This window comes from Micromonospora sp. SH-82 (assembly GCF_051132485.1).
Lineage (GTDB): Bacteria > Actinomycetota > Actinomycetes > Mycobacteriales > Micromonosporaceae > Micromonospora.
This window is the reverse complement of sequence record NZ_CP148049.1, coordinates 4,865,923-4,890,151: the sequence shown is the minus strand read 5'-3', so window position 1 is coordinate 4,890,151 and position 24,229 is coordinate 4,865,923. Positions and strand designations below refer to the sequence as shown.

At 72.6% G+C, this 24,229-nt stretch carries 22 protein-coding genes; 15 read left to right on the top strand and 7 right to left on the bottom strand.

What is annotated here, in order from left to right; translation table 11 throughout:
* Positions 1-148: 148 nt before the first annotated feature.
* Complete coding sequence (rfbC, locus tag WHN02_RS21470; RefSeq protein ID WP_434740498.1) at positions 149-769, bottom strand: dTDP-4-dehydrorhamnose 3,5-epimerase; 621 nt, start codon at positions 767-769, stop codon at positions 149-151.
* Positions 766-1,665, bottom strand: a complete 900-nt coding sequence (gene rfbA / locus WHN02_RS21465) for a glucose-1-phosphate thymidylyltransferase RfbA (protein WP_434740497.1) — start codon at positions 1,663-1,665, stop codon at positions 766-768. Before rfbA ends, rfbC begins: the two co-directional genes overlap by 4 nt.
* A gap of 103 nt (positions 1,666-1,768) precedes the next feature.
* Between rfbA and rfbB the strand changes: the two genes are divergently transcribed.
* Positions 1,769-2,815: a dTDP-glucose 4,6-dehydratase gene (gene rfbB, locus WHN02_RS21460; RefSeq protein ID WP_434740496.1), complete on the top strand. Its 1,047-nt coding sequence runs from the start codon at positions 1,769-1,771 to the stop codon at positions 2,813-2,815.
* Positions 2,812-3,741 (top strand): dTDP-4-dehydrorhamnose reductase, encoded by a 930-nt coding sequence (gene rfbD / locus WHN02_RS21455; RefSeq protein WP_434740495.1) that lies wholly within the window; start codon positions 2,812-2,814, stop codon positions 3,739-3,741. The genes rfbB and rfbD overlap by 4 nt, the downstream gene beginning before the upstream one ends.
* 133 nt (positions 3,742-3,874) lie before the next feature.
* Here rfbD and WHN02_RS21450 read toward each other — a convergent pair whose 3' ends face one another.
* Positions 3,875-4,927 carry an NAD-dependent epimerase/dehydratase family protein gene (locus WHN02_RS21450; protein ID WP_434740494.1) on the bottom strand — a complete coding sequence of 351 codons (1,053 nt, stop codon included), beginning with the start codon at positions 4,925-4,927 and terminating at the stop codon, positions 3,875-3,877.
* Positions 4,928-5,156: 229 nt separating this feature from the next.
* Here WHN02_RS21450 and WHN02_RS21445 point away from each other — a divergent pair, with 229 nt between their 5' ends.
* The 11 genes from WHN02_RS21445 (at position 5,157) to WHN02_RS21395 (ending at position 18,226) form a co-directional block, all read left to right on the top strand.
* Entirely contained in the window at positions 5,157-6,197 is a 1,041-nt protein-coding gene (locus tag WHN02_RS21445; protein ID WP_434740493.1) for a sugar transferase, read from the top strand.
* Positions 6,190-7,749, top strand: a complete 1,560-nt coding sequence (locus WHN02_RS21440) for a lipopolysaccharide biosynthesis protein (protein WP_434740492.1) — start codon at positions 6,190-6,192, stop codon at positions 7,747-7,749. Before WHN02_RS21445 ends, WHN02_RS21440 begins: the two co-directional genes overlap by 8 nt.
* Positions 7,746-8,594 (top strand): class I SAM-dependent methyltransferase, encoded by an 849-nt coding sequence (locus WHN02_RS21435; RefSeq protein WP_434740491.1) that lies wholly within the window; start codon positions 7,746-7,748, stop codon positions 8,592-8,594. Before WHN02_RS21440 ends, WHN02_RS21435 begins: the two co-directional genes overlap by 4 nt.
* Positions 8,594-9,448: a class I SAM-dependent methyltransferase gene (locus WHN02_RS21430; RefSeq protein ID WP_434740490.1), complete on the top strand. Its 855-nt coding sequence runs from the start codon at positions 8,594-8,596 to the stop codon at positions 9,446-9,448. The genes WHN02_RS21435 and WHN02_RS21430 overlap by 1 nt, the downstream gene beginning before the upstream one ends.
* Entirely contained in the window at positions 9,445-10,764 is a 1,320-nt protein-coding gene (locus WHN02_RS21425) for a glycosyltransferase family 2 protein (protein WP_434740489.1), read from the top strand. Before WHN02_RS21430 ends, WHN02_RS21425 begins: the two co-directional genes overlap by 4 nt.
* The gene (locus tag WHN02_RS21420; protein ID WP_434740488.1) at positions 10,757-11,914 is read left to right on the top strand and encodes a glycosyltransferase; all 1,158 of its coding nucleotides are present in this window, start codon (positions 10,757-10,759) and stop codon (positions 11,912-11,914) included. Before WHN02_RS21425 ends, WHN02_RS21420 begins: the two co-directional genes overlap by 8 nt.
* A complete protein-coding gene (locus tag WHN02_RS21415; protein ID WP_434740487.1) occupies positions 11,911-13,221 on the top strand; it encodes an O-antigen ligase family protein in 1,311 nt (436 codons plus the stop codon). The genes WHN02_RS21420 and WHN02_RS21415 overlap by 4 nt, the downstream gene beginning before the upstream one ends.
* A complete protein-coding gene (locus WHN02_RS21410; protein WP_434740486.1) occupies positions 13,212-14,159 on the top strand; it encodes a glycosyltransferase family 2 protein in 948 nt (315 codons plus the stop codon). Before WHN02_RS21415 ends, WHN02_RS21410 begins: the two co-directional genes overlap by 10 nt.
* Positions 14,159-15,358, top strand: coding sequence for a glycosyltransferase family 4 protein (locus WHN02_RS21405; protein ID WP_434740485.1), 1,200 nt, complete (start codon positions 14,159-14,161; stop codon positions 15,356-15,358). Before WHN02_RS21410 ends, WHN02_RS21405 begins: the two co-directional genes overlap by 1 nt.
* The gene (locus WHN02_RS21400) at positions 15,358-17,277 is read left to right on the top strand and encodes a hypothetical protein (RefSeq protein WP_434740484.1); all 1,920 of its coding nucleotides are present in this window, start codon (positions 15,358-15,360) and stop codon (positions 17,275-17,277) included. The genes WHN02_RS21405 and WHN02_RS21400 overlap by 1 nt, the downstream gene beginning before the upstream one ends.
* A gap of 94 nt (positions 17,278-17,371) precedes the next feature.
* Positions 17,372-18,226 carry a TylF/MycF/NovP-related O-methyltransferase gene (locus WHN02_RS21395; protein WP_434740483.1) on the top strand — a complete coding sequence of 285 codons (855 nt, stop codon included), beginning with the start codon at positions 17,372-17,374 and terminating at the stop codon, positions 18,224-18,226.
* 61 nt (positions 18,227-18,287) lie between these two features.
* Here the strand turns inward: WHN02_RS21395 and WHN02_RS21390 are convergent, their stop codons facing one another.
* Entirely contained in the window at positions 18,288-19,331 is a 1,044-nt protein-coding gene (locus WHN02_RS21390) for an LCP family protein (protein ID WP_434740482.1), read from the bottom strand.
* Entirely contained in the window at positions 19,328-20,560 is a 1,233-nt protein-coding gene (locus WHN02_RS21385) for an acyltransferase family protein (RefSeq protein ID WP_434740481.1), read from the bottom strand. The genes WHN02_RS21390 and WHN02_RS21385 overlap by 4 nt, the downstream gene beginning before the upstream one ends.
* A gap of 261 nt (positions 20,561-20,821) precedes the next feature.
* On the opposite strand from WHN02_RS21385, the gene WHN02_RS21380 reads away from it, so the two are divergent.
* Positions 20,822-21,373, top strand: coding sequence for a GAF domain-containing protein (locus WHN02_RS21380; protein WP_434740480.1), 552 nt, complete (start codon positions 20,822-20,824; stop codon positions 21,371-21,373).
* A 22-nt stretch (positions 21,374-21,395) separates the two neighbouring features.
* Here WHN02_RS21380 and WHN02_RS21375 read toward each other — a convergent pair whose 3' ends face one another.
* Positions 21,396-22,124, bottom strand: coding sequence for a helix-turn-helix domain-containing protein (locus WHN02_RS21375; RefSeq protein ID WP_434740479.1), 729 nt, complete (start codon positions 22,122-22,124; stop codon positions 21,396-21,398).
* A 182-nt stretch (positions 22,125-22,306) separates the two neighbouring features.
* Entirely contained in the window at positions 22,307-23,125 is an 819-nt protein-coding gene (locus tag WHN02_RS21370) for an IclR family transcriptional regulator (RefSeq protein ID WP_434740478.1), read from the bottom strand.
* Between the two features lie 438 nt (positions 23,126-23,563).
* Between WHN02_RS21370 and WHN02_RS21365 the strand changes: the two genes are divergently transcribed.
* Positions 23,564-24,223 (top strand): hypothetical protein, encoded by a 660-nt coding sequence (locus WHN02_RS21365; RefSeq protein ID WP_434740477.1) that lies wholly within the window; start codon positions 23,564-23,566, stop codon positions 24,221-24,223.
* Positions 24,224-24,229: the final 6 nt, after the last annotated feature.

Genomic DNA, 24,229 nt, shown 5'->3' with positions numbered 1-24,229 from the left:
CGTTCGTCATCTACCGACGGAAACATACCGGGAGGATTCGGACATTAGGGGCGAGATGGTGAAGGTGAGGCGGGGTCGCTTCGTCCTGGTCGGGACCCGCCGACCGGGAGGTGCCGAACCGGCGTACGCATCGCCTCAGGGGGTTGGGTCAGCCCGCCGGGACGCCGGGGGGCGGGACGGAGGACTCGGCGTCCAGGCGTCGGCAGGCGTCGTGATCGGGCAGGCGACCCTGGGCGAGCAGCTCGTCGAGACCGGGGGCGGCCCGGTCCCGGTCGGAGAGGATCGGATCGGCGACCGGCCAGGCCACGCCCAGTCGCGGGTCGAGCGGGTGTACGGCGTGCTCCCGCTCCGGCTGGTACGTCGTCGAGCACAGGTACGACACCACCGCCTCGTCGGACAGGGCGCAGAACCCGTGCCCGAGCCCTTCGGCGAGGAAGACGGCACGCCTGTCGACGTCGTCGAGCACCACCGACTCCCAGCGGCCGAAGGTCGGCGAGCCGACCCGCAGGTCGACCACGACGTCCCAGATCCGTCCCCGGACGCAGGAGACGTACTTCGCCTGACCGGGCGGCACGTCGGCGAAGTGCAGCCCGCGGACCACCCCCTGGCCGGAGGTGCTCAGGTTGCCCTGCCGGAACCGGGTCGACCGACCGGTGGCCGCCGCCAGGTGGTCGACCCGGAGCCACTCCAGGAAACTGCCCCGGGCGTCGCGGTGCTGTGGCGGGGAGACCTCCCACGCCCCGTCGACGGACAACGGCCGGATCTTCATGCCGACTCCCCGACGGTGGTGGTCGCGGGTCGGGGCTCGGCGAGCAGTCGTAGGAGGTAGTCGCCGTATCCGCTGGCCCGCAGCGGTGCGGCGAGCGCCCGCAGCTGGTCGTCGTCGATGAAGCCGCAGCGCCAGGCCGCCTCCTCGACGCAGCCGATCTTCTGGCCCTGTCGGTCCTCGACGACCCGTACGTACTCCGAGGCCTGGACGAGGTCGTCGAAGGTGCCGGTGTCGAGCCAGGCGGTGCCCCGACCGAGCACCGACACCCGCAATTCCCCCCGGCGGAGGTACTCCTGGTTCACCGCCGTTATCTCCAGTTCTCCACGAGTACTCGGGCGAAGTTCGCGGGCAATTTTCACGGCCGATGAATCATAGAAGTAGAAGCCCGGAACGGCGTACGAGGAACGGGGGTGTGACGGTTTTTCTTCAATGGACAGCGCCCGGCCCGACGAGTCGAAAGTGATCACTCCGTACGCCGTGGGATCCGCCACCGCGTACGCGAAGATGTGGGCGCCCGACACCGGGTGCAGGGTCCGCAGGTGCCGACCGAGACCCGCCCCGTGCAGGAGGTTGTCGCCGAGGGCCAGCGCCACCGACTCGCCGGCCAGGAACTCCTCGGCGATCAGCAGGGCCTGCGCGATGCCGCCCGGGTGCGGCTGGGGTGCGTACCGTAGCCGGATGCCCCACTGGGTGCCGTCGCCGAGGAGCCGACGGAACTGCTCCTCGCTGTCCGGGGTGGTGACGACGAGGGTCTCCCGGACGCCCGCCATCATCAGTGTGGTCAGCGGATAGTAGATCATCGGTTTGTCGAACACCGGCATCAGTTGCTTCGACATGGCGCGGGTCAACGGCCACAGACGTGAACCGTTTCCGCCCGCCAGGAGTACGCCCCGCATAACGGCCATGGTAGGGGCGGTCAAGTATTTTTTCGGCCATTGCCCTCCGCGTGTCGAAAGTGAGACGACGTCTATTCCGTACGGTCTGACATAGCCTGTGGGAGTGCGAATCCTGGTCACCGGCGGAGCCGGATTCATCGGCTCACACTTCGTCCGTGGTGTCCTGTCGGGCGGTCTCACCGACCTGGCCGACGTCACCGTCACCGTCCTGGACCTGTTCACCTACTGCGGCAACCCGGCGAACCTGGCACCCGTGACCGGCGACCCCCGGCTGCGGGTGGTGCCCGGCGACATCCGGGACACCGGTCTGCTCGACCGGGTCGTCCCAGGACACGACGCCGTCGTCCACTGCGCCGCCGAGTCCCACGTCGACAGGTCGATCGCCGGTGCCGGGATATTCGCCGGCACCAACGTCCTCGGCACCGCCGAACTGCTCGAAGCCGCCCTCCGCCACCGGGTCGGCCGGTTCGTGCACGTCTCCACCGACGAGGTGTACGGCAGCATCGACCACGGCTCGTGGCGGGAGGACGCCCCCCTCGCCCCGAACTCCCCGTACGCGGCCAGCAAGGCCGGTGCCGACCTGATGGCGCTGGCCTTCCACCGCACCCACGGGCTGCCGGTCGTGGTGACCCGGGGCTCCAACACCTACGGGCCGTACCAGTACCCGGAGAAGCTCGTCCCCCGCTTCGTCACCAACCTGCTCGACGGGCGGCCGGTGCCGCTCTACGGCGACGGCGGCAACGTCCGGGACTGGATGCACGTCGACGACCACGCCCGGGGGCTGGCGCTGGCCCTGCGGCGTGGGCGGGCGGGCCGGGTCTACCACCTGGGCGGCGGCACGGAGCTGACGAACCGGGAGCTGACCGAGCGGCTGGTCGACGCCTGCGGGGCGACCTGGGACAGCGTCCGGTACGTCCCGGACCGACAGGGACACGACCGCCGCTACTCCCTGGACACCTCCGTCTCCCGCGAGGAGCTGGGGTTCGTCCCCGCGACACCGTTCGACACCGGGCTCGCCGAGACCGTCCTGTGGTACCGGGAACACCGGTCGTGGTGGAGCGGGGCTGACCCGGAGGTGCCGGTGGCCCGGGTGGGGCTGGACTCGGCCACCCCGTCGGCCACCCCGTTCGCCGACGGGGACCGGCAGTGACCCGCTGGCTGGTCACCGGTGCCGCCGGGATGCTCGGGCGGGACCTGGTGGCGACGCTGACCGAGACCGGCGCGGTGGTGACGGCGGCGGACCGGGGCATCCTCGACGTGACCGACGCCGGGGCGGTGGCCGACGCGGTGCCCGGCCACGACGTGGTGGTCAACGCCGCCGCGTGGACCGACGTCGACGGCGCCGAGCCCGCCGAGGCCGAGGCCACCGAGGTCAACGGGGTGGCGGTGGGACACCTCGCCCGGACCTGCGCGACGACGGGGGCTGTCCTGCTCCAGGTCTCCACCGACTACGTCTTCGGCGGAACCGTCGGTGCGCCGTACGCCGAGGACGCCCCGACCGGACCGGTCAACGCGTACGGGCGGAGCAAGCTGGTGGGGGAGGAGGCGGTCCGGCGGTGGCTGCCCCGACGCGGCTACGTGGTCCGTACCGCCTGGCTGTACGGCGCCCACGGTCCCAGCTTCGTGGCCACCATGCTCGACCGGGCCGCCCGACAGTCGCACGTCGACGTGGTCGACGACGTCACCGGTCAGCCGACCTGGACGACGGCGCTGGCCGGTCAGCTGGTGGCGTTGGGGCGGGCCGCGCACGCAGGACTCGCGCCCCCGGGCACCTACCACGGGACCGGTGCGGGGCGGACCACCTGGTACGGGCTGGCCAGAGCCGTCTTCGACCTGGCCGGGCTCGACGCCGACCGGGTCCGGCCGGTGTCGCGGAGCCGGTTCCCCCGTCCGGCGGTCCGCCCGGTCCGGACCGACCTCGGGCACGCCCGGTGGGGCGACAGCGGGGTGCCACCGCAGCCACACTGGCGGGATCAGGTCCGGTCGGCGTTGGCCGGGGCGGTCTTCGCCGACCTCGGCCGGGCGGCGCGGTCGGCGGAGCCGACAGTGGTCGGCACCCCGGCGCTGCCGGGTTGAGCCCCCGCCCGCATGGGCGTCGGTGACGGTGCCACGGTGCAGGTCGGCGGGTTCCCGGGACGGCCCCTCCGGCGGGGATGTCGGACCGGTCGGTCGCCTGCGCCGCCGGTGACCCGGTCGGCGCAGGCCGGGGTCACCGTCCGACGGGGACCGGCTGCTCCGTCAGGGGCCGGTAGGTCCGCTGGGCGCCGGTGCGGCGTCGGCGGGTCTCCCGGACGGTGAGCTGCACCCCTTCGGCGAGCCCGATGGTGGGCCGCCAGCCGAGGCGTTGCAGGGCCTTGCCGCTGTCCAGCGCCATCCGACGGATCTCGCCCCCCTCGGGGTGCGTCTCGTACCGGGGGGCGAGGTCCGACCCGACGGTCGCCGCGACCGTCCGGTACAGGTCGTTGATGCTGGTCTGCCGGGCCGTGGCGATGTTGACCAGCCCCGCCCCCGGGTGGTGACAGGCGCGGGCGACAGCGTCGACGACGTCGCTGATGTGCACGAAGTCGCGGGTCTGCTCGCCGTCGCCGTAGATGGTGGGCCGGTCGCCGTCGAGCAGCGTCTCGGTCAGCACCGACACGACGCCCGGGTTGCCGTCGACGCGTCCGGGGCCGTAGACGTTGCCCAGGGCCAGGGCGGTGAAGGCGAGGCCGTGTTCGCGGCGGTACCAGTCGAGGTAGCAGACCCCGACGGCCTTGCTGATGCCGTACGGGCTGGTCGCGGCCAGGGCGCGGTCCTCGCGTACCGGTAGGGCCTCCGGGGGGACCATCCCGTAGACGGCGCTGCTGGCGGCGTAGACGAACAGCTTCACGCCGCTGTGGGCGCAGGCGTCGAGGACGTTGATGGTGCCGAAGATGTTGACGTCGGCGTCGAAGAGCGGTGCCTCCTGGGCGGCCGGGACGCTGCTCTGCGCGGCGAGGTGGACGACCACCTCCGGTTCCCACTCGTGGATGACGTCGACCGCCTCGGCGGTCCGGATGTCGCCTTCGAGGACGTCGGACTCCTTGAGACCGCCGTACGCGGCGTCGGCGAGGTTCTCGATGTGGCCGGTGGAGAAGTCGTCGACCACCCTGACGTGGCTGCCCATCAGCATCAGCCGGGCGACGACGCTGCTACCGATGAACCCGGCCCCGCCGGTGACCAACACTCGGCTCGGCACCGAGTTGCCCGGTAGGGACGGCTTCGCCATCGACGGTACTTCCATCGTGAGACTCCTTGGCGGCGGTCTGGCCGGTTCTGGCATCGGCCCGGATGGGCCGGACTGAACCGTGATGTGGTGATTCTGGCACATTAAAAACCCATGTGTCCGGATTTGCGGATCTGAATAACCTTTGTTTTGTCACTAATCGAGTTCTTATTCCGGTAAATGGACGATAGTGCCCTTCGGGTGCCTTTCGGCGTTAAGCAGTTGCAGCGGTCAGGAGGTGCGCGACGTGGATCAGCCCCCGGTCACCACACCCAGGGGAAACGGGACGAGCGGAACGGCCACCGAGCCGGTCTGCCGCAACACCGCAGCGTCCCTGCTCGACGGCGACCGCCGCAGCCCCCGGGTGCCGGGAGTGCGGGCTCCCGGTCAGCGCCGGACCCGGGTCATGGTCGTGGAGCCGTACGACGGCACCGCCCCACCCGACCGACTCGACGACGAGTTCGACGTGGTCCTGCGGATCCCCGCACCGGTGCCGGGGGAGGGGCTGACGGCGGTCCTGGGTCGGGTCCGCCCCCAGGTGCTGCTGCTCAAGCACTCGTTGGAGAACATCGACGCACCCACTGTGGCGGTCTGCCGGGAACTCGGCGTGGAGATCCTCGTGCTGGCCCGCCCGGTCTACGGGCTGCTGCACACGCCCAGCCTGCGCCGCTTCGGCGGGCTGCCCTGGATCCGACTCCGCTCCGGGCCACCCCGGGGCACCGGCGAGGGCCTCAAACGCTGCTTCGACCTGACAGCGATCGCCGTCGGCGCCGTACTGGCCCTGCCCGTCATGCTCGCCATCACCCTGGTCATCTCGTTCACCGGGCCGCCCTTCTACCGCCAGCAGCGGGTCGGCGCCGGTGGCCGGCTCTTCCACGTGATCAAGTTCCGGACCATGCGGACCGGCGCCGAACGGGACACCGGCCCGGTGCTCGCCCAGCCGGACGACGTCCGCGTCACCCGGATCGGCCGGTTCCTGCGCCGCTCCCGCCTCGACGAGCTGCCCCAGCTGTGGAACGTCCTGCGCGGCGACATGAGCCTGGTCGGCCCGCGCCCGGAGCGACCGGAGTTCATCGCCGAGTTCCGCCGGATGCCCCACTACGACCTGCGGCACCTGGTCCGGCCCGGCCTGACCGGCATCGCGCAGCTCACCGGCGGCTACGCGGCCACAGTGGAGGACAAGCTCCGGTGCGACCTGCTCTACCTGAACTGCCGGTCGCTGCGGGTGGACCTCACCCTGTTGGCGTTGACCGCCCTGGAGCTGCTGCGGGGGTTCCCGCGTGGCTGAACCGAGCGGGGGCGCGGGAGGCCGCCTGACCCGCAACACCCTCAGCATGCTGGGCGCCCGCGTCGTCACGGCGGTGGCCGGCCTGGTCACCCTGCCCGTCGTCTACGGCCATCTCGGCCCCGCCGAGTTCGGTGTCTGGGTGCTGCTGTCCGGGCTGCTCGCCATGGCCGCCGTCCTCGACCTCGGTCTCGGGTCGGCCCTGGTCCGGGAGGTCGCCGGTACGGACCGCGACCCGGTCACCGTCCGTCGGCTGCTCGGCCTGGGACTGGGCTGGGGCCTCCTGCTCGGACTGCTCCTGCTCGGCGTCCTGGCCACCGGGTGGCCATGGCTCAGCGGGCTCCTGCGGCTGGGCGACATCACCAGGGAGGCCTGGCACGCCACCCTCTGGCTGCTGCTCGGGGTGGTCGCTGGGGGCGTCGAGGTGCCCTGGCGGGCGGTCCTGGAGGGAGTCCAACGGTACGGCGCCCTCGCGGCGGTCACCGCGGTCACCGCCGTGCTCGGGGCGACGGTGACCGTCGTCGTGCTCCGCCTCGGCGGCGGACTGGTGGAACTGGCCGCCTGCGCCGCCGGCACCGGGATCCTGCGGACCGTCCTGCTCGCCGTCGCGGCCGAGCGCGGCCACCGGCACCTGGCCCCCCGCTGGGGTCGACTGCCCCACCGGGACGTGCGCCGGGTCACCGGGTACGGGCTGCGGGTCCAGGTGACCAGCGGCACCGGGGCGATGAACGTCGAACTCGACAAGCTGATCCTCGGGGCAGCCTTCGGCCCGACGGTGGCCGGCTCGGCCGACCTCGGCGTCCGCCTGCTCAACCTGTTGCGCCTGCCGCCGAGCCTCGCCCTCCTGGTGATCTTCCCCGAGGCGGTCCGGCGTACCGCCGTCGAGGGGCGGGCCTGGCTGGACCGTTTCTACCTGACCACGGTGCGCTACCTGGCGATGGTGCTCGCCCCGGCGGCTGCCGCCCTGACGGTCGCGGCGGACCCGTTGGTCCGTCTCTGGCTCGGTCACCCGGTGCCCTGGGCCGGGGCGACCATCGCGATCCTCGCCCCGGCGTACGCGCTGAACCTGATCACCGGCGCGGCGACGGTCACCGCCCGGGTGGAGAACCGCCCCGGTCTGGAGACCCGCTACGTCGTCCTGTCGGTGGCGATCAACCTCGCCCTGACGGTGCCGCTGCTGGTCCTGCTGGGGCCGCTGGGCGTACCCCTGGCCACCTCGCTCGGGGTGGCCCTGGCCACCGGGTACTTCCTGACCCACTTCCACCGGGCCACCGCCCGCCCCCTCGGGCCGGTGCTGCGGGTGCTCTGGCCCCCGGCCGCGGCGGCGACGGTCGCGGGGCTGGTCACCGCCGCCCTGACCGACCTGCTGCCCGACGGGCCGGGCCGGGCCGGGGCGTTGGCGGCCCTGACCAGCCGGGCCGCCGTGGTCCTCGCCCTCGCCGCGGCACTGCTGCTGCTCTGCGGCTACCTGCGCGCCGACGAGCGGACCCGGCTGCGGTCGGTTGCCGACGCCGCCCGATCCGTCGTCGTACCGGCCGGGGGAGGACGCCGGTGACCATCGACGTGACCGCCCGCGCCTGCCTGACCTGCGGAACCGACCAACCCCACCGGCCGTCCCTCGGCGGACGCCTGCGCCGGTGCCTGGGCTGCGGCCTCGGCTGGACGGTCCCCGACCCGGCCGAACCCTCGGCCCGCTACGACCTGGACTACTTCACCGGCGGCGGTTACGAGGACTACTTCCTGGCCGCGCCCCGCCGGTTCGAGGCGGGTCGGCGGTTGCGGTGGTTGTCGTCGGTGGTGGGGCCGTCGGTGTTGGTGGAGGCGGGGTGTGCGGGTGGGTATTTCCTGGAGGCGGCGCAGGGTGCCGGTTTCACGGTGACGGGTGTGGAGGTGTCGCGGGCGGCGGCGGGGTTCGCTGTGGACCGGTTGGGGATGCCGGTGCGGCAGGGGTACTTCGAGCAGGTGGCGCCGTCGTTGCGGGCGGATGTGGTGTGTGCGTTCCACGTGTTGGAGCACGTCGATGATCCTCGGGTGTTCCTGCGGGCGGCGCGGGGGGTGTTGGCGCCGGGTGGGTGGTTGGCGTTGGAGGTGCCGAACATCGCGTCGGCGGCGGCCAGCCGACTCGGCCACGACTGGCCCGGCCTGCAACCGCAGTACCACCCCTGGCACTTCACCCCGCAGTCGTTGACCCGGCTGCTCGCCGCCACCGGGTTCGAGGTGGTCCGCATGGACACCGCCGTCTTCCGCTACTACATGCCCCTGGGATACCGGCTGCGGCACGCCCGCAGGCTGCTGCCCGGCGACCTGCTCGACCTGCGTTCACCCCGCCTGACCCATCCCCGACGAGGGGACCTGCTACGGGCGATCGCCCGTAGACCGCGAGACACCCGGAGCGGCTGATGAAGCTGAAGGACGAGGAACTGGTCGCCTGCCTGCTGTGCGAGCGCACCGGTGGGCACGAATCCGCACTCGACGGTGTGCTGCGCCGCTGCACGGACTGCGGGTTCGTGTGGACCGCCGGCCCCGCCGTACCCCCCGACGAGCTGTACGACGAGGCGTACTACCTGACCGACGGCTACCAGGACTACTTCGCCTCGGCCGGGCAGCGCCGGTTCGAGGCGGGTCGGCGGTTGCGGTGGTTGTCGTCGGTGGTGGGGCCGTCGGTGTTGGTGGAGGCGGGGTGTGCGGGTGGGTATTTCCTGGAGGCGGCGCAGGGTGCCGGTTTCACGGTGACGGGTGTGGAGGTGTCGCGGGCGGCGGCGGGGTTCGCTGTGGACCGGTTGGGGATGCCGGTGCGGCAGGGGTACTTCGAGCAGGTGGCGCCGTCGTTGCGGGCGGATGTGGTGTGTGCGTTCCACGTGTTGGAGCACGTCGATGATCCTCGGGTGTTCCTGCGGGCGGCGCGGGGGGTGTTGGCGCCGGGTGGGTGGTTGGCGTTGGAGGTGCCGAACATCGCGTCGGCGGCGGCCAGCCGACTCGGCTGTGACTGGCCGGCCGTCGCACCCGAGTACCACCGCTGGCACTTCACCCCCGAGACCCTGACCCGGATGCTGCTCGACACCGGCTTCCAGGTGGTCTCCCACGACACCGTGTTCAGCCGGTTCTACTGGAAGCCCCTGCCCCGGCTGCGTCAGGCCCGCAACCTGCTGGTCGCCGACTGGGTGGCCTGCGGGTCACCCCGGATGCGGCACCCGCACCTCGGCGACCTCCTGCGGGTCTTCGCCCGCCGCGCGGACGGCAGGACACCCCGATGAGCGCCGCCGACCGGCCCACCCTGTCCATCCTGCTGACCAGCTGGAACACCAGGGAACAGACCCGGCTGTGTCTGGAGTCGCTGGCCGAGACGGTCGACCCGGACCTCGACTACGAGGTGGTGGCCGTCGACAACGCCTCCCGCGACGGGTCGGCCGAGATGCTGGCCGACTGGCCCCGGGTACAGCTCATCCGCAACGACCGGAACCGGGGCTTCGCCGCCGCCGTCAACCAGGCGTACCGGCGCTCCCGGGGGGAGCTGGTCCTGCTCCTCAACAGCGACATCCACTTCCACCCCGACGCCCTGTCCCGGATGCTCGGGTTCCTGCGCGACAACCCCGACGCCGCCGGGGTGAGCCCGCTCTACCTCAACCCCGACGGCAGCTTCCAGCAGCACTACGTGCAGCTGCCCAGCTTCCCCGCGACCCTGGCCCTGGTCACGGTCCTGCGCCGGGTGCCCGGGTTCCGGCAGGCCCTGCACACCTTCCAGATGCGGGGCCAGGACTTCAGCCGACCCCGCCGCCTCGCCTCCGGCAGCTGCATGATGCTGCGCCGCAGGGTCCTGGAGCCCGACGACGTCTTCGACGAACGGTTCCCCGTCTACTGGAACGACGCCCTGCTCGCCCGTCGCCTCGACGAGGCCGGACACCAGGTGTGGATGATCCCCGACGCGGTGGTCAGCCACGTCCGGGGCGCCTCCTGCCGGTTGCTGGGCCCCGCCATCCGCTACCGTCACCTGCTCGGCAGCCTGGTCGGTTACCTCGGGCTGACCCAGCCCCGACACCGGGTGGCCCTGTTCCGGCAGGTGGTGCTCGCCGACCACCTGCTGAAGGTGGTGTGCGGGCGACAGGTGCAGCTCGGCCTGCCCGACCTGCGGGCCGCCCTGCGCGGCGACGTCGGACCGCTGCCCGACGGGGACACCCGGGACTGGCTGATCGTGTTCACCAGGGACGCCTGGCCGGCCCCGAACGCCCGGGCGGCGGCCGAGCAGGCCCACCTCGGTGGTCGGCTGCTCCTGGTCGACCCCCCGGCCGACCGACCCCGGTGGCGCAGCGACGTCGTCGCCCTCGACGAGGCCCGGTGGCGGCTCACCCCGCCGACCGTACTGCCCTTCGGTGACCGGCTGCCCGTCGCCGACCGGGTCAACCGGCGGGTCGCTGCCGGGGCCGTACGCCGGTGGCTCGACCGGCAGGCCGGAGCCCGACTCCTGCGCCTTGACGATCACCGGGCCCGCCCCGTCCTCGGCCGGGTAGGTGAGGACGAGGTCCTGACGGCCCCGGCCCGGATACCGGTGGGGCAGCGGGTGGGCCATGACTGAGCTGACCACCCGCCCGGACCCCACGGCCTCCGGGGCCGAGCCGGGTCGGGTCGCCCCGTGGGTGGTGCTGTTCAGCGCCACCCCCTGGCGCGGCGGCGCCCACCGACAGCACGCCCTGGCCCGGGAACTCGCCGCCGACCACCGGGTGCTCTTCGTCGACCCGCCCGGCCGACCCCGGTGGCGGACGACGGTGGCCCGGGTCGACAGGGCGCTCTGGCACGTCGTACCGCCGACCGCCGTGCCCCTGGGCCGTCACCTCCCGGTCGGCAACCTCGTCAACCGGTGGGTGGCCGTCGCGGCGCTGCGCCGATGGCTGCACCGCGACGGTGGCCCCGTACGCCTGCTCTGGCTGGACGAGGACCTGGCCGCGCCCTGCGCCACCCGGCTCGCCGCTGCCGCCGTCGTCTACGACGCCACCGACCTGGACTGGACCTTCACCAGGTGGTGGAACCGTGGGCACCTGCGCCGCAACCTCGCCCGGGCGGTGGCCTCCGCCGACCTGGTGCTCGCCTCCTCGACAGCCCTCCCGGAGCGGATGCCCCCGCTCGGCCCGACCCCCGTGGTGCTGCCCAACGGCTGCGACCCGACCCACTTCGCCCCCGACGGCCCCACCGCGCCCGAGGTGGACGGACTCCGCGGTCCGGTCGTCGGCTACTGCGGGGCGGTGGACACCCGGGCCTTCGACGCCGACCTCGTCGCCGCCGTGGCCCGGTCCCGACCCGAGTGGACGTTCCTGCTGGTCGGGCCGAGCACCCGGGCCGGGCGGGCGCCGCTGCGCGGGTTGCCCAACGTGGTGCTCACCGGCCCCGCCGGGTACGGCGACGTGCCGGCGCTGCTGCGCGGCTGCGACGTGACAGTCATCCCGTACCGGGTCGGGGGGCGGATCGACTACGTGCACCCGAAGAAGTGCTACGAGTACCTCGCCCTGGGCAAGCCGGTGGTGGCGACCCCACTGCCGGCGTTGCGGGACCTGACCGACGTCGTCCGGCTCGCCGCCGGGCCGGAGGCGTTCACCGAGGCGATCACTGCCGCCCTCGACGTCGCCGACGTGCCGCAGGAGGTGGCCCGACGGCGGGCGGTGGCGCTGGAGAACAGGTGGGCCGTACGGGGCCGACACCTGCGGGGCCTGCTGGAAGGGCTGCCCCGGTGAGGCGGGCCGTCGCCCTGGCCGGTGTGGTGCTCACCGGCTTCGTCCTCGGTGCCGTCGTGTCGGTGCTGCTGATGCTGCCCGGGGTGGGTGCGCTGGTGGGAGCGGGTGCGGTGGTGATCCTCTTCGTGTTCCTGCTGTGGCCGTGGACGGTGCTGCCGGTCGGGATCCTCGGCGGGGCGACAGTCGGTGGGATCGTCGGTGGGGGAGACGTCAGGGTGTACGTCGCCACCCACCTGCTGCTCCTGGCGGCGGGGGTGGTGGCCCTGGTCGTGCGGCGCTGGCTGGGCGTCGACCCGAAGGGGCGGCGGACCGTCGCCGACGTCGGGATGCTGGCCCTGGTCGGACTGACCATCGTGGCCGCCGGGTACGGGCTGGCCGTCGGCAACCTGCCCACCGAGGTCCTGGTCGCCGGTTACCAGATCGCCATCCTGCCCCTCTACTTCTTCCTCGCCACCCACACCCTCACCACCACCCGACGGCTCGTCGCGGCCGGGGCGCTGTACGCGGTCGTGGCGACCGGGTTGACCGCCCTGTCGATGACGCAGCCGGGACGGCACGGCGGGCTGCTCACCCTCCTGGCGATCCCCCCACTGGTGTGGGTCGCCGGTCGGGTGCAGGGCTGGCGGCGGATCGTCGCGGTGTCGCTGGCCGGGTTCTTCGCCGCCGACGTGCTGCTGGCCTCGTACCGGGGGATCTGGCTGGCCGCCCTGGTGACCATCGCGGTGATGCTGGTCTTCGGCGGTCGGGCGGTCCGCACCGGGCTGGCCGCGACGGCGGTGGCCGGGATCGTGGTCGGCGGTCTGCTCGCCCTGCAACCCGGCGTGCAGGAACGCTCCCAGGAGATCGGCACCGGGCTGCAGCAGTCCGCCGGGTACCGGGGGCCGGAGTCCGACGTGGGCCTGGACGTCTTCGCCCAGCGTCCGGTGCTCGGTGCCGGGCTCGGCCAGTCCACCACCGACGTCTACCTCGCCGACTTCGCCTTCACCGACGTCGGCCCGGTCTACCACGCCTACTACGTGACCCTGCTGGCCAACGTGGGGCTGGTCGGGCTGGCCCTGGTGCTCTGGCCGATCCTGCGCAGCGTCCGGGCCGGACTCGCCGCCCGGGACTCGCTCTCCGTGCCCTGCGCCGCCCTGTGCTGCGGGTTCCTCTGCGCCGCCCTGTTCGCCGCGCCGACCGACGGGCACTGGGAGTTGGGCCTGTTGCCCGCCCTGACCCTGCTCACCCTGCCGGTACGCGATCCCGGGCCGGTCGCGACGGCGGCGATCCCCGCCGCCCGGCGACCCGAGGAGGTGGTGTGGCAGTGACCCGCCCCGACGCCACCGCCGTCGTGGTCACCCACAACTCGGCACGGCAGATCGTCGCCGCCCTGACCGCACTGCGCGAGGCCGACCTGCCGGTACGGCTCGTCGACAACGCCTCCCGCGACGACACGGTCGACCTGGTCCGGCGGCACTTCCCCGAGGTGACGGTGCTGCCCAGCGCCGAGAACCTGGGGTTCGCCGTGGCGGTGAACCGGGCTGCGGCAGGGGTCGACACCGCGGTCCTGCTGCTCGTCAACCCGGACTGCGTCGTCCCCCCCGGGACGGTGTCGGAACTGGTCCGCGCGGTGGCCGACCGGCCGGGGGTGGCCGGTCCCCGGCTGGTCGACGCGGCGGGTCGGGTCGCCGTCAGCGCCCACCCCTTCGAGACCCTGACCACTGTGGTGGCGAGCCGGTTCGGGGGGCTGCTGGTGCCGGTCCCGCTGCGCCGGTGGCTGTCGGGTCGGCAGCGCCGCGAGGCGTACGACGCCTGTCTGCGGGGTGCCCGGCCGACACCGGTGGACTGGGTGTCCGGGGCCTGCCTCGCCGTGCACACCGGCCTGTTCACCGCCGTCGGCGGCCTGGACGAGGCGTACTTCATGTACTACGAGGACGAGGAGTTCTGTCTGCAGGCCCGACGGCGGGGCGCCGAGGTGCTGTACCTGCCGGGTGTGAGCGCCTGCCACACCGGTGGGGCCAGCAGCAGCGACCCGGTGTGGATCTGGCCCCACCTCTACCGCAGCATGCTGCTGTTCTTCAGCCGGCACCGGCCCCGGACCCGACACGCCGTACGCGCCGTCGTCCTGCTCCGGGCGCTGGTCGGCATCGCTCTGGCCGGCGTACGGCTGTCCCTGCAACCACGGGCCGGGGTGGCCCGGATGCGGGCCTGGACCCGGGTGGGCCGCATCGCGGTCACCCGACTCCCCAGCGGAGGAAAGTTGTGATGCACGTTCTGACCACCGTCGTCGGCTCGCGGACCGAGCACTGGTGCGACCTGTTCGACGTCCTCTGCCGACGGCCCGGGCTGCGCCTCACCGTCCTCGCCGCGGACGTCTCCCCGGCCACCCGACGCGACTTCGACAGGTTGTCGCGCCGACATCCCCACTTCCACCCGAGGGTCGTGGCGCACCGCATCGGCGAGGGGCGCAGCGGACACATGGCCTCGGTGATGTTCCGTCGGCTGGGCTCGGCCGAACTGCCCGGTGAACCGCCCGACGTGGTGCACCTGATCGGTGAGGCCGCCTACCTGTCGACGTGGCAGGTCCTGCGGCGGTGTCGACGCCGGTGGCCGGGGGTGCCGACCACCCTCTACGCCGCGCAGAACGTGGTGACCCGGTTCCCGATGCCGTTTCCGCTGCTGGAGCAGGCCGCGTACCGGGCGGTCGACGTGATCCTCCCGATCACCCCGACCGCCCGGGACGTGCTGCGCGCCAAGGGATACCGGGGGGCCACCCGGATCGTTCCGCTGGGTGTGGACACCAGCAGGTTCCGCCCACCGACCGACGCCGGCCGCCCCGGCCGGTTCACAGTCGGGTTCGTGGGCCGGTTCGAGCAGCACAAGGGGGTGCTGGAGCTGCTGCGGGCCGCCGAGATCGCCGACTGCGACGTGCTGCTGGTCGGGGACGGCAGCCTCACGCCCGACGTCGACCGGGCCTCCCGTCGGCGTCCCGGCCGCGTCCGGCGGCACGCCTGGGTCGGCCACGACGACCTGCCCGCCCTGCTCGGCGGGATGAACGCCCTCGCGCTGCCCTCGGTGGAGGTGGTCCAGCGCAACGTCCTGCCCTGGGTCGGCGTACCGCTGCGCGAGCAGTTCGGCCGGGTCCTCGTCGAGGCGATGGCCTGCGGGGTGCCGGTGGTCGCCAGCGACGTCGGTGAGATCCCGTACGTCGTCGGCGACGCCGGTCTGATCTTCGGGGCCGGGGACGTGGCCGCCCTGGCCGACCGGCTCGTGCGGTTGCGCGACGAACCGGGGCTGGCCGACGACCTGTCGGCCCGGGGGCTGCACCGGGTCGGCACCGAGTTCACCTGGGAGCGGGTCGCCGACCAGCTCTGCGAGGTCTGGGGTGCGCTGTCGACGCACGGTGCCCCGACCGGTCCGTCGGCGGACGACGTCCCCGCGGCGATGTGGAAGGCGAGGGCCTGATGGGAAGCTCGATAGACCTCAACGACCTGGTCAACGTCTCCTGGCGGCGGGTGGTCCTGCCCCTGCTCGGGCTCTGCGCCGGGCTGGCCGCCGCCCAGGCGGTGACCCCGGCGTTGCCGGCCCGATACGAGGCGCAGGCCTCGATCCTGGTGGTGGCGAACCCGCCCGACGGCGACCGGCCGGCCGAGATGAGCCTCGCGCTGGCCCAGAACCTCGCCCCGACGGTGGCGAAGCTCGTCGGTTCGCGGGAGGTGGCGGTGGACGCGGCAAAGGCCCTGTCCCTGCCGGAGAAGGCTGTCGACGGCCACGTCCGGGGCACCTTCGAACCGGGCCTGCAGATCATCACGGTACGGGCCGACGCCGACTCGGCGCAGCGGGCCGCCGCGATCGCCAACGCCGCCAGCCGGGCCGTACGGGGACAGCTGACCCGCCTGGAACTCGGCGGGGACACCTCGGTCACCACCCGGGTGGTCGACACGGCCAGCCCGCCGGCGCTGCCCTCGTTCCCGAAGCCGCTGCTCAACAACGCGTTGGGGGCCCTGATCGGGTTGTTGGTGGGGTGGGGGGCGACACTGCTGCGGGACCGGTTCGACGGGTGCGTACGCGACGTCGGGCAGGTGGAGTCGCGGTTGGCCCTGCCTGTCGTCGGTGTCCTCCCGCCGCTGCCCCGGCGCTTCGCCCGGCACCACGCCGGGGCGCTGTTCGCCCGCCCGGAGGTCGCCGACCGGACCCGGGCCACGGTCTCGGCGTTGAGCATGCTGAGCGCCCCGCTGAAGCGTCGACGGTTGCTGGTCACCAGCGTGCACGACGACGACGGGGCGGCGCTGGTGACCGCGTTGGTGGGCCTCGGGATGGCCGCCGAGCGGCGTCGGGTGACCCTGGTCGACGGCACCGTACGGGATCCGGTGCTGTCCGGGCACTTTCCCGACGCGTCGTTCACCTGGCAGCAGGTCCTCGGTGACCACCGGACCCCGGTGGCGCTGGCCGGGCATCCGACCCTCACCGTCCTGCCCACCGAGCCGCAGGAGAGCCTGACGGCTGACGGCACCGGGGATCTCGGTGAGCTGCTCGACCTGCTCGACGACACCGAGGACTCGGTGGTGGTGCACGCGCCACCGGTGCTGGCCAGCTGCGACACCGCGACCCTGGCCCGGCACGTCGACGGGGTGTTGCTGGTCGTGGTGGCCGGTCGGACCCAGTTGACCGAGGCGGTCCGGGCGGCCCGGTTGCTGCGCCGGCTGAACCTGCCGTTGGCGGGGTTGATCGCCGTCGGCGCGGTGGACCACACCGGCCGTCGTCCCGCCGAGACGTCGGTGGTCGACACCGGCCGTCGTCCCGCCGAGACGTCGGTGGTCGACACCGGCCGTCGTTCCGTCGAGACGTCGGTGGTCGACACCGTCGCGCCACCGGCCCCGGCCGGACTGACCTCCGAGGTCAGCCCCGTGGTGCCGGGGGGCCGGCGGGCGGCCCGGAACCGTCCCGCCGCGCCGTGCGTCACGACCGCCGTCGAGCAGGCCCCGCCCTCGGTCGAGCCCGACCACGGCGACCCGGTCGAGGTGTCCCTGGTGGAGCATCCGGTCGAGCCGCCGGTGGCTCCGGTGGCGGAGCGTCCGCTGGTGCCGGCGGCGGGACAGCACCGGGCCTCCGCGCGGGTCCCCGGGGACGGCCCGCTCGTCGCGCCCGTCCCCGCCGACCCCCGGGGAGGTCTCGGGTCGGTACGCGGTCGTCCGCTGGTCCGGGCGGACGCGGGCGGCCGCTCCTACCGGGTGGCGACGGGCCGGGTTCCGATCGATTCGGTGCCGACCCGCCGCACCCCGGACCCCGAGGCCACCCGGTACGTCCCGCACGGGGTGCTCACCGACGGCGACACCCCCGACCGGACCACCCCCACCGAACCCCGTCGGTGGTCACGTCGGTGACCACCGGACGAACCGGGTCGACGGGGGTCGACGGCCGCACCGGCCGGACCTCCCGTCGCACCCCGTACGAACCGACCGTGAGAGGAGACAACCGATGAGTGACACGCTCACCACCGAGCGGACCGAGCTGACCGATCCGCGTGCGATGTACTGCGACCTGCTCAAGCAGGCGTTGACCCGGTACGTGTTCCAGGAGAGCTGGATGCCGTACCACCCTCGCCAGAGGTCCCTGCACGGCCGGATCTACCGCCGGTACAAGCACCTGTTGCAGCGCCGGGGTCTGGAGTTGGTGCTGAGGTTCCCGTTCGACGCCGACGCCCGGGCCAACGGCCGTGACTGGCCGCCGGAGGCGGACACCATGATCGGTCTGCGGCGGCTGGACAACCTGGAGCGGTGCATCGCCGACGTGCTGGCCGACGACGTACCGGGTGACCTGATCGAGACCGGGGTGTGGCGCGGGGGCGCGGTGATCTTCATGCGGGGGATGCTGCGTGCCTACGGCGACCAGGACCGGTCGGTGTGGGTGGCGGACTCGTTCCGGGGGTTGCCGAAGGCCGAACCGGGCCGGATCGAGGACATGGAGGACGCACTCTGGACGAAGTCGATCCTGGCGGTGCCGCAGGAGCAGGTCAAGGCGAACTTCCGGCGGTACGGACTACTCGACGACCGGGTCCGGTTCCTGCCGGGCTGGTTCCAGGACACCCTCCCCACCGCTCCGGTCCAGCGGCTGTCGGTGATCCGCCTCGACGGCGACATGTACGACTCGACGATGGTGGCGCTGCGCAGTCTTTACCCGAAGCTGTCGGTGGGCGGGTACGTCATCGCCGACGACTACCACGCGGTACGCGGCTGCAAGCAGGCGGTGGACGACTTCCGTGCCGAGCACGGGATCACCGACGAGCTGCACCAGGTGGACTGGACCTGCCGGTACTGGCGTCGCTCCCGCTGACCGGGGGCCGACCGACGACGGGGACCGGCCGACCGGCCGGTCCCCGTTCGCGTCGCCGGGTTCAGTCGACGGTGACGGCCTGCGGGTTGGCAGCGAGCCACCGGTCCACGGTGTCGTCCCGGACGGCGGTGAACAGGTCGGCGGCGAGCCGGTCGTCGAGCTTCACCGCCGAACCGGCCGGGGTGTGGAGGGCGGGGTCGGCGACCGGGACGGTGACGAACCGGAGGGACTCCGGCCGGATCCGGCGCACCGCCAGGGCCAGTTCGGTGAGGTCGAGGTCCCGGTCGACGGTGAGCGCCTCGGCCGCGGTGGTCAGCAGCCGGTCCAGCTTGGCCGGGTTCGCGAGCAGGTTCCCGCTGGTGACCTGCTCGGCGACGGCCCGTACGACGAGTTGCTGGTCGAGGATCCGCCCGAAGTCGCCCCCGGGGACGTCGTGTCGCTGTCGGACCAGGTCGTCGGCGGCCGGTCCGTCCAACCTGTGGCAGCCGACCGGCCACCGCGCGCCGGTGGTGACGGAGACGACCTCGTGCGGCAGGCAGACGGTGATCCCACCGACCGCGTCCACCATCGACCGGACGGCGGCGAAGTTCGCCACCAGCACCCCGTCGACGGGTACGCGGGTGAGTCGGTGCACGGTCTCGGCGGCGAGGGCGGCGCCGCCGAAGGCGAACGCGGCGTTGATCTTGTTGGGGCCGCCGTTCCAGCTGCCCTCCCGGGCCGGGACGTCGACGTAGCTGTCCCGGGGGATCGACACCACGGTGGCGGTGTCCCGGGCCGCGTTGAGGTGCACCACCATGATGGCGTCGGAGCGCTGGCCCGGGTACGTCCCCTGGTCGGGCTCGCCGTCGCGGGAGTCGGAGCCGAGCAGCAGAAGGTTCAGCGGCCCCTCGGCCCACCGCCGTTCGTCGCGTCCGGGGGCACCGTCGCCGAGGATGTCCTCGCGCTGCACCCGGCTCTCGTAGCGGTGGCGGGCGCCCAGGCCGAGCGTCACGAGCGTGGCGCAGAGCACCGCGAAGACCGCGACGAGGGCGAGCGTCACCTTCTGCCAGCGGGCCAGGCCGGCCAGACGGCTCAGCCGGGATCCTCTGGTCGAACCGATCGTCATCTCGACCTGACCTCTCCGCCCGACACCCGGTCGTGCGTCGGGGGCGTCGACGTGGTGGCCACAGGTGGGGCGACCGGCGTGGCGAGCCAGGTCCTGCACCGCAGCGCCGGTCTCTCCACCAGGTGCCAGCTGGGTACGGCGAGCAGCAGCGTGCCGGCGACGGAGAGCAGGGTGTAGACCAGCAGGCCGCCTGCGGCGCCGCCGACCAGGGCGACGACCTGCTGCACCGGGAAGGCGTAGATGTAGATGCCGTAGGAGTAGTCCCGTTCCCGGCCGATCCGGCGTAGCACCCGGGGCAGGGCCACGGCGAGGTAGAGCATCAGGTAGGCGAAGGCGGGCAGCCCGATGGCGAAGAACCCGCCGAGGCGCATCGAGGCGATCATGACGACGGCGGCCGCCAGGGCGTGACCACCTGTCATCGGCAGCCGGTGGGCGTAGCGGCGGGCGCAGGCCCCGAGCAGGAACAGGAAGGTGAGGTAGAGCGTCCAGTCGGCGGCGAAGCTGCCCAGCAGCGGCAGCCCGACGGCACCCCGCTGCGGTGGCCGGTCGGTGACGGCGGCGACGGTCAGCAGGTCGTTGAGGACGAGCAGGTACGCCCCGACGGTGAGGGCCAGCACGAAGCGGAACGCCCGGTGCAGGACGGCGGTCGCGGCCAGGACACCGATAAGCAGGTAGCAGCCGAACTCGTACTTCAGGCTCCACAGCGACCCGTCGAAGGCGCTGGGACCACCGACGACCCGGCCGTACGGGGTGTCCGACAGCAGCCCGGCGATCGGGTACTGGTCCATCGCGCCGAACCAGTTGACGACGAGGTACCGCAGGGGTCCCTCGGGGTGGGTGAGGAACCCGGTCAGGGTGCCGTTCTCGATCACGTACACCGCCGGCGCGATCACCAGGGCGGTCACCACCAGGCAGACCCAGAGGCCGGGGAGGATCCGCAGTGCCCGGTGCCAGGCGAAACGGCCGGGGGAGAGCCGTAGTGCGCTCCCGGCGACGAGGAAGCCGGAGATGACGAAAAACCCCTGCACCGAGAGGGTGCCGAGGTCGCTCTGCCCGAAGGTGAGCGAGGCGCCGAAGCTGGGTCGGGCCAGGCCCAGCGGCCACGAGTGGGCGACCAGGACCCCGAGGGCCAGGGCGAGCCGCAGGAATCCGAACGCGTTGTCGCGTGGGTCGTAGCGGTCGGCGAGGCTCCTCCGAAGCCCGCGCTCGGTGTCGAGCCGTCGTTCCACAGGGTTCCTCCGTCGACTGCGTCCGCTGGAATCGGCGGGAAGTGGCCGCTCCATCGGCGTCAGTATCTATCAGCAAAAACGGCGATATGGGGCATTTGTGGTATTGGTGGTCCCTGTTCGGTGCCGTCGACGCCGGGACGCGACAGTGGAGACTCCCCGAGACGTCGAGGATGTACTGCGCGGCGGGTTGCGCAGGGATGACGGACGGTCGTCGGCGGTACCGTGAACGTCGCAGGCTCCACCAGTGGTCCGGAGGTCGAGATGACGGGACCGGGACAGGTAGCGGCCGATCTGGCCGTGTTCGCCGAGTCGGACCGACTGGCGGCGATCGACCGCGCCGGTCTGGGCGCGCGACCGGACCCCTGGTTCGACTCGATGGCGCGGATCGTGACCCGGGTGCTCCAGACGCCGGTCGCCCTGGTGACGATGGTGCTGCCGGACCGGCAGGTCTTCCCGGGGCTGGCCGGGTTGCCCGAACCCTGGGCCGTCACCAGGCAGACGTCCCTTGAGGAGTCCTTCTGCAAGGACGTCGTGCTCGACGGCGCTCTGGTGGTGGCCGACGCCCGGATCTACGCGAAGGTGCGGGACAGTCGGGCGATAGCCGACCTCGGGGTCGTCGCGTACGCCGGGCTGCCCCTGACCGACCTGGACGGGCGTACCCTGGGCGCGCTCTGCGCGATCGACACCTCCGCCCGGGCCTGGTCCCGGGGCGAGCTGCGTGACCTCGGGGATCTCGCGGTGGCGTGCACCGCCGAGTTGAGGCTGCGGATCCTGCTGGCCGTCGACGGTGACCCGCTCCGGCCGGGTGGCTGACGGGTAGGGGTGAGCGTCGGTCTCACGCCCGGCGGTGGTCTCCGGCGAGCAGGCGGGTGGCGTCGAAGGCGGCCCGCTGGGCGGCGATGGTGAGGAAGGGTCGGGAGAAGTGCGCCGGGTATCCGGCCAGTTCGATGACCGCCACCGGCCGGCCATCCGGCCCGACGACGGGCACCTCGACGCGGTCCAGGTGCTCCCGGGTCGGGTCCACCGGCCCGACGTCGACCCGCCGCAGCGGCCGCTCGCCGCGCAGACCCGTCCGGGCGTGCGGGGCGACCGGCTCGTGCTGCGGCGGGGCGAGCAGGAGTCGGCCGGCGGTGGTGAGTCGGGCCGGGACGCGGTCCGGGTGCGTCTGCATGGCCCGGGCGTACCGGTGCCCGAACAGTCGTTCCACCGCCACGACCTCGTCACCCCGGAGCACGAGCAGGCGGACGATCAGGTCGTGGTGGCGGGCGAGCTCGAACAGCACCGGCATGACGATCCGCCGCAGGTCCCGTTCGTGACGGGTGGCACCGGAGACGAGACGCTCGAACCTGTTCCCCAGGACGTACCGGGCGTCGAGCCGGTCGACCATGTCGAGGCCCTGCAGCATGCGCAGCAGGCGGTAGGTGGTGGTCCGAGGCAGCATCGCCCGGCGGGCCAGGCCGGCGAGGCTGTGCGGGTCACCCGTCGCGACCAACTCCAGCAGGGTGATCAGACGCCGGGCGATCGCGGCCCGGGACTCGGGTGGTCGGGCTGGTGTCCCGTGCATGGTCCCTCCAGGAGACGTCGGTGGTGGCCGTCGTGCCGTACCCGGTCGTCACCGGCCGGGTGGGCGGCCACGGTGGCCCAACCGTGCCTGATCGGCGCAGGTCGGGGTCGGCTGTCGTTCCGGGCTCCGGAACCATTCACCTTCCCCACCCGGTCAACCCGACAAATCGGACAATGGCCAGCTCAGGAGGGGTGGCCGAGCTCCCCGGCCAGGGCCCGGCGCAGGGCCAGGGAGGCCGCGAAGGCCGCCTGCCGCAGGGCCTGCAACAGGTTCGGGTCGTGGCCGGGGGTGCTGTCCCTCCAGAGCAGCGCCAGTCCGGCCAGCGGGCGGGTCGTCGGACCGAAGACCGGAGCCGCCGCCTCCCGGATGCCGAGCCGCCACTCCTGGTCCGCCCAGGCCGTACCGGTGGCCCTGATCCGCAGGAGTTCCTGACGCAGGATCCGACCGTCGGAGACGCTGTACGGGGTGGAGGCCGGCAGCTCCGGCAGCTCCTCGAAGCGCTCCACCAGTCGGGCGTCGTACGCCAGCAGGATCTTGCCGACCGCTGTGCAGTGCGCGGGGAGCCGCCCTCCCCGCAACGGGGCCACGGTCTCCTGTCCGAGGGTGTAGACCGCGTCGCAGACGGCCACCGCGTCCAGGTCGAGCACTCCCAGGTAGGACACCAGTCCGGTGGCGTGGTGCAGTTTGACCAGGTGGGGGAGGAGGACGTGGCGGACCTGGGGTGCCAGGGGCTCGGTGACCACGGGGCGCAGGCCGGTCAACCGCTCGCCGACCCCGTACGCGTCACCGAAGCGGACCATCAGTTCGGCCTCGATGAGCGCGCCGAGCAGACGGTGCAGGGTGCTCTTCGGGATCCGGGTCGCCCGGGCGATGGACGAGAAGCGCGGCGGGGTGGCCGCAGCCGTGACGAACTCGATGATCGCCAGGGACCGGACGAGGAGATTCCTCGCGACGTTGCCGGATTTTCCGTCACTTCCATCGACGATTCTGCGGTCAGTCACCTGAGGCCCCGGCCGGGCACCGACTAAGGAAACAGGAGAATCGGCCGCGCAATTCGCCTCGACGTGGAAGTTGCATTTCCGCCGTACCCTTCCACGATTCTCACCAGGGAAGACCATCCTCAGTGAATGGGTCGGCCGGAATCAACAGTCGTGCCGTGGTGCAAAGTCGGATTCCCGACCCACCTGTTCGGCGGTTCCATAGGGATCGCACAGGATACCGCTTGCCCGGCTTTCCGGCTCCCCGGGAACCCGGCCGAGACGGCGGTTTCTGTGGACGGAGACGCTCCGACATTTTCTGCGTACCCGGCGTCGAGAATCGTCTTCGGACCGGGCCGGGAGGCTTACCCGCCGATCGAGGGGGGTACCCGACAGATGAGCGACAAGCGATCAGACGATGTCGAAGCGGAACGGCGACGACGGAGGGAACAGGTGATGGCGATGCGGAAACTGTTCGCGGGAGCGGGGGCGCTGGTGTTGACCGCAGCGATGGGTGCGTGCGGAAACGGTGAGCCGATCGCCGACGAGGTGTCGGCCTCGACGCCCGCCCCGACCACGGAGACCACCCCGGCCACCCCGGCCGCGACCTCCGCCACCCCCACCCCCACCGGGTCGAGTACGGCCGCCCCCGACGACGAACTGCTCTCCGGCACGCGTCAGGTCACCATCGTCCGGGTCGAGGGATTCGAGGCGGGCCTGTCGCTGCTCGACGACGGCCGACTCGGCGAGGCCGACGACGACAGTGGGCGGCAGTTGTTCGTCCCGACCCCGCTGGCGGGCGACAGGTTCCAGGTCAAGTCGTACAAGGGCGGCGGTGGGGGACCGGGCACCGGTGACCCGGTCTGCTGGCAGGTGCTCAACCCGGGCAACACCCAGCCGCTGCGGGTCGAGGGTGCCGACTGCGCGCCGGACGAGCCGAAGCAGCAGTTCGAGATCACCAAGGTCGACGGTGCCGAGGGGATCTACCACATCAGCAACAACTCGGCGCTGTTGCAGCACTCCCCGACCAACGGTCTGATCCTGGAGGAACCCGGCGACGGGAACCTAAAGAACATCACCTTCCGGTTCAACGACAACGGGGCCGCTCCCGCGCAGCGGTGAACCCCG